At 40.6% G+C, this 16,172-nt stretch carries 16 protein-coding genes; 11 read left to right on the top strand and 5 right to left on the bottom strand.

Annotation, left to right across the window (positions count from 1 at the left end; all coding sequences use genetic code 11):
• The first annotated feature begins 69 nt into the window (after positions 1-69).
• Genes hoxU through WN50_RS17385 form a run of 3 tightly spaced genes read left to right on the top strand, consistent with a single transcriptional unit; the run spans position 70 to position 2,770 of the window.
• Entirely contained in the window at positions 70-786 is a 717-nt protein-coding gene (gene hoxU, locus WN50_RS17375) for a bidirectional hydrogenase complex protein HoxU (protein WP_046278549.1), read from the top strand.
• Positions 774-1,322 carry an NADH-quinone oxidoreductase subunit B family protein gene (locus WN50_RS17380; protein WP_046278548.1) on the top strand — a complete coding sequence of 183 codons (549 nt, stop codon included), beginning with the start codon at positions 774-776 and terminating at the stop codon, positions 1,320-1,322. Before hoxU ends, WN50_RS17380 begins: the two co-directional genes overlap by 13 nt.
• Positions 1,323-1,339: 17 nt before the next feature.
• The gene (locus WN50_RS17385; protein WP_046278547.1) at positions 1,340-2,770 is read left to right on the top strand and encodes a Ni/Fe hydrogenase subunit alpha; all 1,431 of its coding nucleotides are present in this window, start codon (positions 1,340-1,342) and stop codon (positions 2,768-2,770) included.
• Between the two features lie 87 nt (positions 2,771-2,857).
• On the opposite strand, the gene WN50_RS17390 is transcribed toward WN50_RS17385, so the two are convergent.
• Positions 2,858-3,181 carry a DUF2834 domain-containing protein gene (locus tag WN50_RS17390; RefSeq protein ID WP_046278546.1) on the bottom strand — a complete coding sequence of 108 codons (324 nt, stop codon included), beginning with the start codon at positions 3,179-3,181 and terminating at the stop codon, positions 2,858-2,860.
• Between the two features lie 67 nt (positions 3,182-3,248).
• Here WN50_RS17390 and WN50_RS17395 point away from each other — a divergent pair, with 67 nt between their 5' ends.
• The 5 genes from WN50_RS17395 (at position 3,249) to WN50_RS17415 (ending at position 6,807) form a co-directional block, all read left to right on the top strand.
• The gene (locus WN50_RS17395) at positions 3,249-3,677 is read left to right on the top strand and encodes a XisH family protein (RefSeq protein ID WP_046278545.1); all 429 of its coding nucleotides are present in this window, start codon (positions 3,249-3,251) and stop codon (positions 3,675-3,677) included.
• Positions 3,653-4,000, top strand: a complete 348-nt coding sequence (locus WN50_RS17400) for a XisI protein (protein ID WP_046278544.1) — start codon at positions 3,653-3,655, stop codon at positions 3,998-4,000. Before WN50_RS17395 ends, WN50_RS17400 begins: the two co-directional genes overlap by 25 nt.
• 297 nt (positions 4,001-4,297) lie before the next feature.
• On the top strand, positions 4,298-4,945 hold the full coding sequence (locus WN50_RS17405; RefSeq protein ID WP_049560013.1) for a hypothetical protein: 648 nt from the start codon (positions 4,298-4,300) through the stop codon (positions 4,943-4,945).
• A gap of 212 nt (positions 4,946-5,157) precedes the next feature.
• Positions 5,158-6,219 carry a PDDEXK family nuclease gene (locus WN50_RS17410; protein ID WP_049560016.1) on the top strand — a complete coding sequence of 354 codons (1,062 nt, stop codon included), beginning with the start codon at positions 5,158-5,160 and terminating at the stop codon, positions 6,217-6,219.
• Positions 6,220-6,348: 129 nt separating this feature from the next.
• Positions 6,349-6,807, top strand: a complete 459-nt coding sequence (locus tag WN50_RS17415) for a hydrogenase maturation protease (RefSeq protein WP_235441005.1) — start codon at positions 6,349-6,351, stop codon at positions 6,805-6,807.
• Here the strand turns inward: WN50_RS17415 and WN50_RS17420 are convergent.
• Both WN50_RS17420 and WN50_RS17425 read right to left on the bottom strand, forming a co-directional pair.
• A complete protein-coding gene (locus WN50_RS17420) occupies positions 6,804-7,442 on the bottom strand; it encodes a Uma2 family endonuclease (RefSeq protein WP_046280404.1) in 639 nt (212 codons plus the stop codon). The genes WN50_RS17415 and WN50_RS17420 overlap by 4 nt on opposite strands.
• A 24-nt stretch (positions 7,443-7,466) precedes the next feature.
• Positions 7,467-7,964 (bottom strand): ATP-dependent zinc protease family protein, encoded by a 498-nt coding sequence (locus WN50_RS17425; protein ID WP_046280403.1) that lies wholly within the window; start codon positions 7,962-7,964, stop codon positions 7,467-7,469.
• A 251-nt stretch (positions 7,965-8,215) separates the two neighbouring features.
• On the opposite strand from WN50_RS17425, the gene WN50_RS17430 reads away from it, so the two are divergent.
• The 3 genes from WN50_RS17430 to WN50_RS17440 all read left to right on the top strand — a co-directional run bounded on the left by WN50_RS17430 (position 8,216) and on the right by WN50_RS17440 (position 14,722).
• Positions 8,216-9,874 (top strand): alpha/beta hydrolase, encoded by a 1,659-nt coding sequence (locus WN50_RS17430; RefSeq protein ID WP_046280402.1) that lies wholly within the window; start codon positions 8,216-8,218, stop codon positions 9,872-9,874.
• Between the two features lie 67 nt (positions 9,875-9,941).
• A complete protein-coding gene (locus WN50_RS17435; RefSeq protein WP_049560019.1) occupies positions 9,942-12,458 on the top strand; it encodes an alpha/beta hydrolase in 2,517 nt (838 codons plus the stop codon).
• Between the two features lie 251 nt (positions 12,459-12,709).
• Positions 12,710-14,722 (top strand): DICT sensory domain-containing protein, encoded by a 2,013-nt coding sequence (locus tag WN50_RS17440; protein WP_049560022.1) that lies wholly within the window; start codon positions 12,710-12,712, stop codon positions 14,720-14,722.
• Positions 14,723-14,725: 3 nt separating this feature from the next.
• Here WN50_RS17440 and WN50_RS17445 read toward each other — a convergent pair whose 3' ends face one another.
• Both WN50_RS17445 and WN50_RS32365 read right to left on the bottom strand, forming a co-directional pair.
• Positions 14,726-15,679: an Hpt domain-containing protein gene (locus WN50_RS17445; RefSeq protein WP_235441007.1), complete on the bottom strand. Its 954-nt coding sequence runs from the start codon at positions 15,677-15,679 to the stop codon at positions 14,726-14,728.
• A gap of 233 nt (positions 15,680-15,912) precedes the next feature.
• Positions 15,913-16,158, bottom strand: a complete 246-nt coding sequence (locus WN50_RS32365) for a hypothetical protein (RefSeq protein WP_200906303.1) — start codon at positions 16,156-16,158, stop codon at positions 15,913-15,915.
• Positions 16,159-16,172 lie beyond the last annotated feature (14 nt).

Raw genomic sequence — 16,172 nt, forward strand, 5'->3', positions numbered from 1 at the left:
GAAGAAAGCTAATTCCCCCTTTTTTAAGGGGGGCGAGGGGGGATAAAACTCAAAAAGGAGAACACATTTATGTCTGTAAAAACGCTAAAAATTAACGACATTGACGTTGCCGTAGAAGAAGGTTCAACCATCTTAGAAGCCGCCAAAGAAGCCGGGGTTCATATTCCCGTCCTCTGTCATTTAGAAGGAATTTCTGATGTGGGGGCTTGTCGATTATGTTTAGTTGAAATCAAAGGAATTAACCGATTACTTCCCGCTTGTGTCACCGAAGTTGCAGAAGGAATGGAAGTGACAACCCACACTCCCCAACTGCAAGACTATCGTAAAATGGTGGTAGAATTGTTATTCTCAGAAGGGAATCATTTCTGTGCTGTTTGTGTGTCAAATGGCAACTGTGAACTGCAAGATGTAGCAATAGAAGTGGGGATGGATCATACTCGTTTTCCCTACATATTTCCTAAGCGAGAAGTTGATATTTCTCATACACAATTTGGCATCGATCATAACCGTTGTATTCTCTGTACTCGTTGTGTTCGAGTCTGTGATGAAATTGAAGGCGCCCACGTTTGGGATGTTGCTGGACGAGGTGCTGATGCTAAAGTAATTACGGGATTAAATCAACCTTGGGGTCAAGTGAGTGCTTGTACCTCTTGTGGGAAATGTGTTGATGCTTGTCCAACAGGTTCAATATTCCGTAAAGGATCGACAGCAGCAGAAATGATTCACGATCATTCTAAGCTTGATTTTCTAGTAACTGCACGGGAGAAAAAAGAATGGCTAAGATAAGATTTGCAACGATTTGGTTAGCGGGTTGTTCCGGTTGTCATATGTCATTTCTAGACTTAGATGAATGGCTAATTGACTTAGCAGAAAAAGTTGATGTTGTGTTCAGTCCAGTGGGCAGTGATATCAAAGAATTTCCCGAAAATGTTGATGTTTGTTTGGTCGAAGGGGCGGTTGCCAATGAAGAAAATTTTGAATTGTTAAAAAAAGCTAGAGAACGGTCAAAATTGCTCATTTCTTTTGGAGACTGTGCAGTAACAGCCAACGTTCCCGCCATGCGAAATATGTTAGGGGGTTCTGAACCTGTTTTAAAACGTTGTTACTTAGAGTTAGGTGATGTCACGCCGCAAATTCCGAAAGACCCCGGTATCGTCCCGGAACTACTTGATCGGGTTCGCCCCATCCATGAAGTCGTGGATGTCGATTTGTTTTTACCGGGGTGTCCGCCCTCTGCCGATCGCATTAAAGCCGCGATCGCACCCTTATTAGAAGGGGAAAAACCCGAAATGACCGGGCGAGAAATGATCAAATTCGGATAAAAAAAGGATAATTTTTTATGTCTAAAACAGTTGTCATTGACCCCGTGACCCGAATAGAGGGTCATGCTAAAATTTCAGTCTATTTAGATGATGCGGGCGAAGTTGAAAATGCTCGGTTTCATGTGGTCGAATTTCGCGGCTTTGAGAAATTTTGCGAAGGTCGCCCAATGTTTGAAATGGCGGGAATTACCGCTAGAATTTGTGGAATTTGTCCCGTTAGTCACCTACTCGCTTCTGCAAAAACAGGCGATAAAATCTTAGCCGTACAAGTTCCGCCTGCGGGTGAAAAACTGCGGCGCATGATGAATTTAGCCCAGTTAACTCAATCCCATGCGCTATCATTTTTCCACCTCAGTAGTCCTGATTTTCTCATCGGTTGGGATAGCGATCCGGCTAAACGAAATGTGTTTGGATTAATTGAATCTGACCCAGATTTAGCCCGGAGTGGAATTCGCCTGCGTCAGTTTGGTCAAACAATTATTGAAATATTAGGCGCGAAGAAAATTCATGCGGCTTGGGCGGTGCCAGGAGGCGTGCGATCGCCCTTATCAGAAGAAGGTCGAACTTGGATAAAAGACCGTCTTCCCGAGTCAAAAACCACCGCAGAAAATGCCCTGGTTTTGTTTAAAGACTTGCTGGATTCTCACTTTACCGATGAAGTAGATGCCTTTGGAAAATTCCCCTCATTATTTATGAGTTTAGTTGCAGAAAATGGCAACTGGGAACATTATGGCGGTCATCTGCGATTTATTGATAGTGATGGCAATATTGTTGCCGATCATTTGAGTGAAGATCATTACCAAGAATTCTTGGGAGAAGCGGTTGAAAATTGGTCTTATCTCAAGTTTCCCTATTACAAACCGTTAGGATATCCTAATGGAATTTATCGGGTTGGGCCGTTAGCCCGGTTGAATACTTGCGATCGCATTGGTACCCCAGAAGCCAACCGAGAATTACAAGAATTCCGCGATCGCGCAGGTGGACGAGTTGCCACTTCTTCCTTCTTTTATCACTATGCAAGACTGATTGAAATTATCGCTTGTCTAGAAGAAATCGAACATTTAGTGAATGATCCAGATGTCGTTTCTTCACGGGTTCGGGCGACTGCCGGGATTAATAATTTAGAAGCAATTGGCGTCAGTGAAGCCCCACGCGGAACGTTATTTCATCACTACAATGTCGATGAAAATGGGTTAATTGAGAAGGTAAATTTGATTATTGCCACCGGACAAAATAACCTCGCCATGAATAAAACAGTCACGCAAATTGCTAAACATTATATTCATGGAAACGAGATTCCAGAAGGCTTATTAAACCGGGTAGAAGCGGGAATTCGCGCCTACGATCCCTGTTTAAGTTGTTCCACTCATGCCGTCGGTCAAATGCCTTTACAGGTGCAATTAATTCGCCCTGATGGTAGTATTGCTAATGAGGTTTTCCGCAATTAATTCTAACTACCTCAAAGAAAATTGAACCACAAAGACACAAAGTCACGAAGATTTTTTCTCTTAGTGTTCTCTGTGTCTTCGTGTTTTTTATTCTTTCTGTTCTTCTAGTTTGGTTTCCCGAACATACAAAAAGAGGGGAAGGGCAAAGGAATAAGCTATTAAAAAGCCAATCAAAATATAAATAAACCCGAACTTCATATTTAAACGTTTAGACTCAAAATATATCCAAATTGACCCAACAACTGTTGCAATAAACAGGTCAAAACTAATCGATTGCGTCGCTAAGTTACCCGAAGAAGCCGCCACAAATTCCGCTAAACTTCCCGTGAGAAAAAACTGAATATTGTAATACCAGGGAAAAATTAAACCCGCAATAGCCAGGATCAGATAAATTATTTTTTTGATGTTCATAATTTTTGTTTCTCTTTACTGATAAGATTATTATAGAGACAGATCGAGTCTAAATAAAGCTACCTTCATGCCCGCTAGAGACCTCTATCACGATACTGTCCGCACTGCTTTGATTAAAGAGGGTTGGACAATTACAGACGATCCGCTTATCCTCAAGATAGGGGGACGTTCCACGTTTGTAGATTTGGGGGCGGAAAAACTCATTGCAGCTGAACGAGATTCTGAAAAAATTGCTGTTGAAATCAAAAGCTTTCTGAGTCCTTCTCTAATCAATGACCTTGAAAGTGCCTGGGGACAATTCTTCTTGTATGCTAGAACACTGCAAAAAATGGAACCAGACCGTTATCTTTATCTTGCTGTTAGTAACAATACCTTTAACACTATATTTCAAGAGGAAGCTGGAAAACTTCTGTTAGAAGAACCTGATTTTCGTATTATTGTTTTCAATCCAATTGCTGAGGAAATAATCTTATGGAAACCTCAAATAAATTCTTAGATGAATGGCGTAATCAATTGGAGAAAATTCTTCAATATTATGCAGATCTTCCCTATCGTTATGGTGATGTCGTTACATCTTTGATTGTTAGTCGCGATTGCAACCATTTTCTACTCATCCATGAAGGTTGGGAAAATAACCTTAGAGTTCATGGCTGTATTGTTCATGCAGAAATTCGCAATGATAAAATCTGGATTCATTATGATGGAATTGAAGACGGAATTACAGATGAACTCGTTGCTGCTGGAGTCCCTAAAGATCATATTGTTCTTGCTTTTCATCCTCCCGAAGTTCGACAATATACGGGATATGCGATCGCGTAGTTTCTGTTATTAACCTCTCCCCCAGCCCCTCTCCTGCGAGGCGAGGGGAGTGAATTTTGTAAGTAAATTAATGACTATTACATCAAATCCGTAAAATTACTGAGATTTTTAACGCTATCCTAAACAAAAAACTTTTAAAAGTTCCGTATTATTACTATGGCTTATTTAAGCTTTTCGGTTTAATCTTGATCTTAAGGGCTTATGTGAACAGGCATAGACCGTGATGGGTGTTGAAGCTGTTTTTCCATCGGTTTCAGCATTAGTCGATTTAATTTTTATGTAGGAGAAACAACAGAAATGAATACACTTAATCTTGATGAATTAGCAAAACAAGGAAATCCCAAAGCAATAGCGGACTTAATGAATTCTACTTTGCAACCCCAAGGAATTCGGATTTGTAAATCAGCTATTAAAGATGAATGCTTGCAGCTATTGCTAGAAAGTGAGAAGATTAAAGATAAAGATAAAATTGTCAATTTTATACAAACCAAGATGACTGAACTTTCGGTCAAGTCTATCAAAGAGATCAAAATTTTAAATCGAAGGAAAGGTAGTAGTGAAACAACCTGGTACGAAAAAATTAGTATCAAGAGTGAATCAAAATTAGATAGTCAACCAACGGCAACAATAAATCAATCTCAATCATCAAGTTCTATCCAAAAAAACTATCAATTCCGTCAAACCGCTAAGATTGATAATCCTTATAACTCACAAAAAACAGTTAAAGCTCAATCCAAGAATGGTAGGATTAGCTTGAAAGAGTGTTTTTACATTATAATTTCTCCTATAATCATTATAATTTCTCCTATAATCATTATATGCCATATTTTATGGGTTGCTGCAATGCTTGCCCCTGTTCTTCTAATCATTATATACCATATTTTATGGATTGCTGCAATGCTTGCCCCTCTTATTCTCATATTCTTTTTATTTTCACTGCTTTGAATGATATAGAACCCAGTTTTTTAAAGGGTAAAACTCAAGAGCTTAGTTGGATAGAAAAATATAAATACTTCAAAGAAGACTATGAAATGTTACAGTCAATGATTCAAGAATACGACAAGTTGAAGCAAGGAAGTATCTAAACTGTTTTCAAGTTTCTCGTTTCATGTCGAAACCCATAGAATAAGCCCGAACAATCATATTAAAATAGGTAAATGGTTACAATTTCACAAGTGCGGGGAATGTTGTTGGAAGAAGCCTTGCTGTATTTACTTCGGCTGTCTGGTTATCAGACCATTGAAGAAGCTAGTCGTGATGAAACACTATATAAAGGAAATTCAGGTTTAGAAGTTCTGGGACGTGGGGGAAAACATCAAATTGATGCAATAGCCAATTATACTATTGCACACCCATTTTCTCATCCTCAGAGGCTACTGCTTGAAGCAAAATTTCATAACAACAATAAAAATAAAACTGGTATTGAAGTAGTACGCAATTCTGTTGGTGTTTTGAAAGATGTCAGTGAATATTGGGTTTCAAGAAATAAAGTACCACCCAAAGCCCGATATCATTATCAATATGCTATTTTTTCGACTTCAGGCTACACTTCTCCGGCTCAAAAATATGCCTATGCTCAAGATATTTATTTAATTCCTTTATATAAATCAACGTTTTTTCAACCAATTCTTAATGCTATCCATGAATTTGATCCTGATTTTGATACTCAAGCTGTACCCAAACAGTTTTTAACTCGACTCCGAAGCACTATTAGAAATAGTCTTAGACATGAAGAAATTAATCTTGGCTGGTTATGTGATATAATTCCATATAGTGAATTATCCTACCCCTACCTATTAGCTGTAAAAGTTTACAAATCAATCCAAAAATTTTGCCGAACCTGTCATCAATTAAACGGAGCATTACTAGCGATGATATCAAGGCAATTTCCCTTGTTTTTAGTACCTAACCCTGATAATAACCCAAGAATTAACGACTTAGAGAAACGGAAGTTCCGTTATAATGTAGAAATTGACTACAATGAGGAAGGAGGGTATCTACGAGACAGTGTTACGAAAAAAAGTCTTTTTTCTTTTGATTTACCTCAAGAATTATTCAAACTTTACGCAAGTCAAGGTCTTTTTTCAGAAACTTCAGACTTTAACCATGAAGCCGATTATCCGTCTGGAATTCAGGCAATAGTAACGTTGGATAATATACCTCGTGTTATTACGTTTCAATTGGAAAAAGGATGGCTTAATAAAATTATATCTGAGTAGGATTTTTTGAGCCTATAAATTATTTTGTTCCTCTTTTAAAACTGCTTGTATTTATACTTCCAAATCTGACAACAGATCTGCTAAACTCGTATTTTATACTCTAAAATTTTTAGAAATCCTAAAATCAATATGATGAATTCAAACCCAAAAAATACTCAAAAAACTGTCTTAGTGTTGGGATATGGTAATCCCATTCGGCGAGATGATGGAATTGGACAAATTGTAGCAACGGAAGTTGAAAACTGGAATATTCCCAATGTGAAATGTTTAGCACTCCATCAGTTGCTTCCTGAAGTTGCAGAAACTTTATCTCTAGTCGATCTTGCTATTTTTGTGGATGCGTCGATAACAGGAGAAACCGTTGAACTTTTACCTCTAAAACCTTTAGAAACAACTGAACTTAACTGGGGACATCATCTCAATCCTCAATCTTTATTAACTTTAGCAAAAACTCTTTATCACAAAACGCCTGAAGCTTGGTTAATTTCGGTTCCGGGTGTTGATTTTGAATTAGGTGAAAATCTCTCTGAAACAGCAAAACAAGGTGTAACAATTGCGTTAGAAAAAATCAAACAGTTAATCACTTAAATATTGTCTTTTATCCATTGTCGGAACTCCCGTACAGCTTGACTTCTTCCTTGAGTTAACGCTTTCTCCACAACTGTATTCATCAACTCAATGATTGGAATCCCCGGAAAATTAGGGCTGGTTTCAGACTTGACATATTCACCGAATTGGAGTAAATTAATTTCCAAACCTTTTTGACTGTAACGCCAAAGTTCAGGAACCCCTAACAGACGATAATTATCAAACTTTGTCCGAGAGGTAATATCAATTTCAATCGCGAGATCAGGAGGCGGATAAACGGTTAAATTAATCCGATTTTTACCAATCACTGCTTGATGATTTCGAATATAAAAACAGGTATCTGCTTCTAGGGCTTGGGTCATTTGTTCACTTTTAAACGTCGTTGAACCCAAGGCTTCAAAATCAATATTCAGCGCATCTAATAAGATTTTAAATAAATCACCAATTATTTCTTTATCCTTTTCATGTTCCAATGAAGGTGTGATCATTTCTAACACTCCATCACTATAAGACAACCGAGAAGCACGGCTTTCTCCTAATTCCTCTAAAATTTGTTCAAATTCATGCCAAGAAATATCTTTCAGTAAGATTTGATGACCAGGTGGTACAATAATCTTTTGAAGATCAATTTTCATCCTTCCTCAAACTCCTAAATAAAATTAAAACTTAAAATCTAATTCATCGTCGTCTTCTGGTTCAGATAATTCTAAATCGGTGGGTTTTTGACTGAGTAAATAAGAGCGACCCGGATGCACTAAAAAATTTCCTCGTACCGCAGCCCGTCCGAGTAACATCCGAAACCCCATCACATCTCGATTGGTTAAAGTCAGTTCAATAGGCCATCGTTGTTGCTGCAATTCAACTGTTGTTAAAATCGCAATTCTTTTTTCAGCATGACCCCCAGAGTTACGAACTTCTCGTTCATCTAAAATTTCAGCTTCTGCGGTGATTGTTTTCGATGCACTGCGTTGAAAAGGGTGCATTTGAAAACGAACTCTGTGCTTTCCATTTCTCGAAAACGTTTCGACATGAAAAGCATGAATGGCGGAAGAACGAGCGCCTGTATCAATTTTTGCTTTGATTGCAGTCACGCCGAGTTCAGGTAGCGCAATCCACTCTCGCCAACCGATGATTGATAATTGTTTTTGTTTTGACAATTTCAACTTTATTTAAACTTTTTCATTAGGACTCTAATTTTAGATTTTATCTCAAATGGTATCTAAAGTCACGGGATTGAAAAAATTTATGCACAAAAATAGGATGGTGTTCAGTTTGAGGCAACACGTTTTTTGAAATAAGGTTTAAAATCTATCAAGGATGCCTCTACTTAGTCAATCTTCTCGTAATTTTATTACCATGAGGAGCGGTCATTGAACAAACAAACTCTAGATTAATTTTATTTAAAACAATGAAGAAATTCTTTAAAGCTTTCCGATGGTTTCCCTTGGGGATTTTATCGTTTGTCTTGAATTCATTTTCAGTTCAAGCGGCTGAACGCATTTATATTGACTATGGCTCAATGGAAACTTCCGTTTCAGTTACCGCTTTAGAACGTTATGCCAAGGAAAATAAAATAGAGCCGGAACTTTCTCCCTATCTTAATCTTTTAAGCTTAGAAGAACAAGAACAACTGCGGCAACTCTTACAAATACAGTTATCCTTTAATTATCAACAGCTTGAGCAAGCTTTTAAAGCTAAAATGGGAGAACTTTTGTTTGAAACAATCGGAGAAATGATTCAAGTAAAAGATGATCAAAATGGCGCGGAGGCTCTGCAAAATGCTGTTTTACAAGCAGCCGCCAATTCTGAAGGTTTAACGCCCCTCAATATTATCCGTCAATTTCCCGGTGAAATTCAGATCGATATGGTTAAACTTCAAGAATTATTTGACAACTTCTCTCTTTTAAAACAAGATACTTTATCTTTAGTTAAAACCTTAGAAGGAATGACCGGAATAGAAGCAAAACAGGAGCCAGAAACAGACTTTTCGCAGTTAGCTGATATTCGCCAAATGGGTAAATATCAGGTTTCCCGAGAAACGCTAACCCTAAAAGATTCTAATCGCGATCGCGAATTTTTGGTTAATCTTTATTTTCCCACCCAATTACCAGGAGAACCAGAATCTACCCCGGTTATCGTGATTTCTCCCGGTTTGGGTGCCACTTCCGAAACCTGGCAACATCTTGTTCAACACTTAGTTTCTCATGGATATGTCGTCGCAACGGTGCATCATCCTGGAAGTAATTTTAGCCATTTGCAAGGGTTTTTTGAAGGGCAAAAATCGGATGTGTTTGATGTCCAAGAATTCATTAATCGTCCTCTCGATATAACGCAAGTTCTCAATGAATTAGAAAACCTCAATCAATCTCAATTTCAAGGAAAACTCAATCTCAAAAAAGTGGGAATTGCGGGTCAATCTTTTGGAGCGTATACAGCCCTGGCTTTAGCGGGAGCCAAAATCAACTTTGATCAGCTTAAAAAAGATTGTCGTTCTCCCATTGAACTCTTAAATCTTTCCCGTCTTTTGCAATGTCAAGCCCTCAGCCTGCCCAATCAAAACTATAACTTAAAAGATCACCGAATTGCTGCTGCTTTTCTCGTTGATCCGGTGAGTCGTAGTGTTTATGGAGAAGCCAGTTTAAGTCAAGTGAATATCCCCATTTTTTGGGGAGCGGGAAGCCATGATCAACTCACACCTGTGATGCTCGAACAACTGCATTCTTTCACTTGGTTATCCTCAGCCAATAAATATTTTGCACTGATCAAAGGCGGACAACACCTAAATCTAAACTTTGAAGCTTTAAAAGAATTTGAATCTTTAGAAGAAGAAGCCTTACCCGAATTAGTCAGTGAAAACTTACCGATGATCGAATCCTATGTTAATGCGATGAGTCTAGCCTTTTTTCAAGTTTATGTCAGTAATCAGACGAACTATCAACCCTATTTGCGTTCCTCCTATGCGGCTTGGATCAGTCAAGAACCCCATACCCTGAGTTTCTTATCCTCATCGAATTCACATCAGTTAACAGAAGTTCTGACTCAAATGATCGGAAGTGCAAACAAATAACCCGGAAATTCTAAAAAGTGACCTGAATTATCTATACTAATATGATACTTCTCAAGTCCGATGCAAGATGAACAAGCGAGTCAAGTTAGCCCGAGTCAGCCTAGTGAGTTTGCTGTCTTCGGGTTTAGTCTTAGCCTGTGGAATATTGCCGACTTTATTTAAACCGAAAGTCGCTTTGGGTGCCGAACAGATTACCTTCTCTTATCCGCCAATCGATGTTTATATGTCGGTTGATAACTTAGAAACTTTTGTTAATGAAGGGAAAATAACGGGTGACTTTGGTCTTTATGCAGGATTAATTGGTAAAAACAGATTAGGGAGTTTTCGTCAAGTCTTAGGACAGCGTTTTAATGTCAATCCTGATCTGGTTGCGCTTGCGGTTAAGATGCCGCTTGCTGATCCTTTATTTCGACAAATTGGGCAGGTTTTACAAGTTGATTCTAACACAAATGGTTCAGAAGCTTTACGCTTGGCAATTATCACGGCGGCGGCTGATCCGGAAGGGTTCACGTTATTAAATATCATTCGGAAATTTCCGGCTGAAAGAATTCGAGTGAATGCTAATCTAATTTTGCAATTAGCCGATGAATTACCGATTCTTTTTGGGTATCGAGAAGCTGCAACTCAAGCGATTATTCAACAAGCAAAAATTGAAGCCGAGGCTGAACCCAAAGTTGATTTTTCTCAATTGATTGATTTCCGAGAACCCGGGCCTTATAAACTCACGAAAAAAGAAGTGAGTTTTCAAGTTCGGAATATTCGCCAAACGGAGACAGGTTTAGCAGATTCCTATCGACTCGATGTAGATTTTTTAATTCCAGAAGGACTGACTAAACCTGTTCCTTTAATTATTTCGAGTCATGGTTTTGGTTCCTATAAAGGTCACGATAGTTTAGCCCGACATATTGCATCTTATGGCTATATTGTTGCGACTCCCGAACACATTGGCAGCAGTTTAGGATATCGGGAAGCCTTTATTCGAGGTGAGGTGGGTTTACTGCTGAGTCCGATTGAATATATCAGCCGTCCTTTAGACATTATCTATCTATTAGACGAAGTTGAAAAATTAGTAAAAACCGATCCATTCTGGCAGAAACTGATTGATTTTAATCAAATTGGAGTGATTGGCAATTCCTTTGGAGGAACAACCGCTTTAGCATTAGGCGGTGCAGAAATTAATTTTAATCGATTGAGCCAAGAATGTAACCCGGATAACTTCACCTTAAATCTGTCTCTTTTACTGCAATGTCGAGCGGTTTATCTGCCTCAAAATAACTATGACTTGCGTGATTCTCGGATTAAAGCGGTTGTGGCGGCGCATCCCCTAACCAGTGCATTATACGGGCCAGAAGGGATGAGTAAAGTGGAAGTTCCCACCTTAATGGTTGCGGGTTCAACAGATATTGTCACTCCGGTTGTTCAAGAACAAATTCATCCGTTTTTATGGTTAAAATCCCCGGATAAATATCTTGCTTTATTGAATCCGGGGACTCATTTTTCTTCAACTTTGCGTTCCGATACGAAAGGCGTTTCCAGTATTCCTAAATTTATTATCGGGACAAATTTTGACTTAGGAAGACCTTATTTTTTTGGTTTAAGTACGGCATTTTTTAATGTCCATCTCAAACAACGTCAACAAGATTTACCCTATCTCAGTTCTTCTTACAATAAATCTCTGAGTCAGGAAGGCTTAGATATTAACTTTATTCAATCACTGACTCTAGAACAATTAGAAACCGCCTACGGAGCGCCAGCACCTGCTCCCCTTTTACCCAAATCTCCAATTGTTGCTACACCTCCTCCGCCTAATGAAACTGTTTTAGAGGAAATTAAACGCACAGGTGTTTTAAAAATAGCCATGAGACGGGATGCGGCGCCGTTTGGCTATATTGATGATAAACAAAACTGGACTGGTTATTGTTCAGAATTGGTCACATCTTTGGCTAAACATTTAACCGAAACACTAGATACACCCGTTGAAGTTGAACTGATTAGATTTCCTTCAAACTTAGATAATCGCTTTCAAATTGTTAGCAATAGAACGGTTCATCTCGAATGTGGCCCGAATTCAATCCGCAATAATATTTCCGGTGTTTCCTTTTCTAAAGCTTTCTTTATTAGCGGAACTCAGTTTTTAATTCAAACCAAAAATGAAGATAAAATTAAACCCAACAGTAATCTGAACGGAATAAAAACAGGAGTCTTAAGAAACTCAACCACTGAACAATTCATGCGACAGCAATATCCGCAAACCCAAAGGATTTATTTTCGAGGAGAAAACGCCATTTCAGAAGCCGTTAAAGCTGTAACCAATGATCAAATTGATGCCTTTGCGAATGACGGAATTCTCACCCTGGGAGAACTGTTTAGACAAAAACTACCCTTTGAAAACTATACCTTAGTTCCTGAAGATCCCCTAACTTGTGATTTTTATGGTTTAGTTCTGCCCGATAATGATATCCAGTGGCGAAGAACGATTAATACTTTTATTGATAGTGAACGCGCCGAACAAGTTTGGGGAAGCTGGTTTACCTTTGCGTTTCCCTATGTCTTATTAAACCTAGATTATTGTGTGAATCGCTAACTTTCGGGCTTTTTCGGGTTAAAATTGCTCGTATACAGAAAAAGTCTAATTTTGAGCAAGTGGCTTTTCCGAGATGACTTCAAAGGCTTGTATCTGGTGAGAACAACGGAAAACGAGATCACGCCTGTGGACGATCACAACTATGATTATCTTAATCAGCGATCGTCTGAATGTCTTTGCGATGGATTACGGCACGTCTCCGACAAACAGGCAGGCTCCGGCATCCTTCCCCTAACTTGCTTGAGACTCCTATGAGCAACCCTAATTCTTTACTGCACGATTTGCTGGAAAATTCCGACTTTCCCAACCTGCGGACACAGGTTTATTTTAAATCGACTCTAACGGCTCTGTCTCACGCAATTGAAGACTTAGTGTTAGCCCGATCAGACGCCGCTTTGGTGATTGCCAGTTTTCAACAAGAGCGTTTTTATCGGCAAGAAATTCGTCGCTATCGCCAAATTGCTCAACATAGTGATCAGGTTTATGTTTTAGCGGTACCGGAAGCGAAATCTGACTGGAGTCTCAACAGGGAACCCTATGAAATTCTTGCCCTACAACCGGATGACGCCCTCGCCAAAGAATGGCATTTAGTGATTGTCGCCGAACAGTACAGCGCTTGTTTAGTGTGTCGAGAAGAGTCGGAAGATGGAAATTTCGTCGATCAAGCCAGGCGATTTGAAGGATTATGGACCTTTGATCCTCAAGTCTGTCGTTCGGCGGCAGGCTGGCTTTTAGAATATATTGTCGCGGACTGTCCACAACTGAGAACCAAAGTAGAACGTGCTTACCAACAATACCAACTGACGATCAATCCATCGGAATCGGTTGCAATACCAACCCCGCAGGTTATTGAGGCGGAAATCTTCGCCCAGCGCTTAGTCACCTATTTGCAAACCAATCAATATAAACTCCTCAAAGCCTACCGTGCGATCGCAGATAAAGAACGTCGAGAACGTCTGATTAACGTGATTGCTACGGCGATTCGCAGTTCCCTGCACTCCCATGAGATTTTCGCCATTGCGGTGCAGGAGATTGGCGAAACGTTTGAAAATTGTCGTTGTTTGCTGTATCGTTTGAGTTCTCGAGTCCGAGAGGCTGAAATTGAATATGAGTTTTTACCCTTGGGAATGTCAGCCTTAAAAGGACAATCTTGGTCTTTAATAGATAATCCCTTGTTTGTGGCGGTTCAGGCTCAAGATCGGGCCTTAGCGATTGATGATGTCTCTCAAAATGCCTATTTATTAGAACATCCGCAACTGAAAGCCAAGATTGAACAAGCCAATATTCAGGCTTGGTTGTTAGTCCCGATTCGCTATCGGGGAACCCTCTTAGGGATGATCGAGTTGCATTATGGCGGAGGATCACAACCCTATCATTGGCAGGCTGAGGATATTGCCTTACTCGAAGCGATCGCGACTCAAATTGGCGTTGCTCTGACTCAAGCTCAAGCCTACGCTAATTTAATCTCACTCAATGAACAACTCGAAGCGATTGAACGAATTCAAAATAACTTAATTGCGATTGTTGCTCACGAATTACGAACCCCACTTTCAACGATCCAAATTTGCCTGGAAAGTATTGCCAGCGAACCCGATATGCCGATAGAATTTCGTCAGACGATGCTGGATATGGCCTTAATCGATGCCGAACGACTGCGCCGCCTGATTCAAGATATTCTCACCCTTTATAAGTTGGAAAGCGGTAAAACCTATCGCCGTCCCGAACCGATGCAACTCCAAGAAGCTTTAGAGTTTGCGCTTTGTGGTCTGAGGGGGATTTGGGGAAGGGATCACTTGCCGACCATCGCGATCGAATTATCTCCTCAATTGCCTTGTGTACGGGTAGACGGCGAGGGATTGGTAGAAGTCTTAACGAAATTGTTGGATAATGCCTGTAAGTTTACTGGAAGGGACGGACAAGTAACCATTCAAGCCCAAGTCAAACCGCCAGAAGCTCATCAAGACAATTATCGTCCCCGAACTCCGATGTTAGAAGTCGTGATCGCCGATACCGGACGCGGAATTGAACCCAGTCAGCTTGAAACGATTTTTGATCGCTTCTATCAAGAGGAAGATTCTCTCAAACGCTCGGTGGGTGGGACGGGTTTGGGTTTGGCGATTTGTCGTCAGATCGTCCAAGGAATGGGCGGAGAGATTTGGGCGGAGTCAGCAGGGCGCGATCAGGGCAGTCAGTTTCACTTTACGCTTCCCATTGAGTTGTCGCTGTTAGAAAGGCAGAGAGAAGATGCAGGCAGATCAGGCTAAATTTTAGGTCTTGATGTGCTTGATCAGCAATTGGGCGATCGCTTGTAATTGCTTTTTATCAAAGGTTTTCAGCAGCACTTTCACCACTTCTTTCGGATCAGCCGGGATGGTAATTTCTTGAGCGGCTGCCGCAGGTTTAGCGGCTCCAGACACCAATTGCAGTAAAGCGGGACTGGGGGCAATTTCGTTGGCTTTTCCGGCTTCGAGGAACTCAGAGCCTTGCTTCAATTCCTTAATCACCGTGCTGGCTAAATCGGCGTAGGAATTGCTGGGGTTGCCGATCGCTTGGTAAGCTGTTTTAACGAGGGTTTGCCAAGGAGCTACAGCAGGGCCAACTTTCGTCAGCCGACCACATAAAGCGGCGATTTGTTTGCGAGAAGCGGCAGACTCGGCTTGTTTGAAGCCTTGCAACATCGGTTTGAGAACCGTCATCACTTGAGCGGCGGCTTTCGGAACGCCTGGGGTTGTCGCAGTCGGTTGAGCCGCAGGAGTTGCAGGAGCGGCTTTGCCACTGGCGAGGGCTTGCAAGTGAGCTTCAAGTTTCTCAAACAGGGGAGCAGATGCCGTGACAATTTTTTCGCCCACTTGAGGAGATAACCCGCCTGGACTTTGACAACGGCTAATCAGATTTTTCAGAACTTCATAGGCTTTATTGGCGAGAGTTTGAGCAGTAGCGTCTACTTTAAAGGGAGCATCTTTGATGGGCTTAAAGCAGTCTTCCAAACTTTTCGCGACTTTGTTAATACTGGTTAAACTGGGGCTTTGATTCATCAGCATCGCCGCACCTCCCTTGATGGTATGAGCAGCACGGTAGATGGCGATCGCCTCTTCGCGATCGGGGTTTGCCATGACAGCAGGCAAGCGTTTTAGCCCCTGTTCCATGATTTCCAGGTGTTCTCCGGCTTCTTCCATGAAGGCGAGGAAAATTTTTTGGTACTGCTGTTGATCTGGCGGCACGGCTATCCTCCTAATCTGTTCAAATGCCCAGCCGAGTGTGTGAGTCTGAACGAAATTGTCTCGATTCTCGGGAAACTGTCCAGGCTGAAAAACCGACACGACGAGGCAACGGACTGATCATTCAAAACAACTCTAACGTATTCATTGTAGGTTGCCCAGATCTAAATCAATTCTTTTCAGGCAATATTTTTTTTAGGGATGGCTCGCCCAGTGTTAATCGTTCCCCGAGTTAACTAGCTTGTGAGGCTTGAGGAAAGTGTGGGGTCGGTTTTTGAGATTTGATTGAAGGTTAAGGGGACTTTTAAGCCTAACGTTAGCACTCGTGTTGCCATGAATAATGATAACGCGAACCATAACAGATGGGAACTGTGGAACTGCCAAGCATTAATTGCCATCGCCACACAGCCAACAATAGCGGCGATCGCACCGTTTCGCAAGATTACCCCTTCTGTTAATCCTAAGAAATAGCCATCGAGCATGAATGCAAATAAGG

It is taken from the genome of Limnoraphis robusta CS-951, from assembly GCF_000972705.2.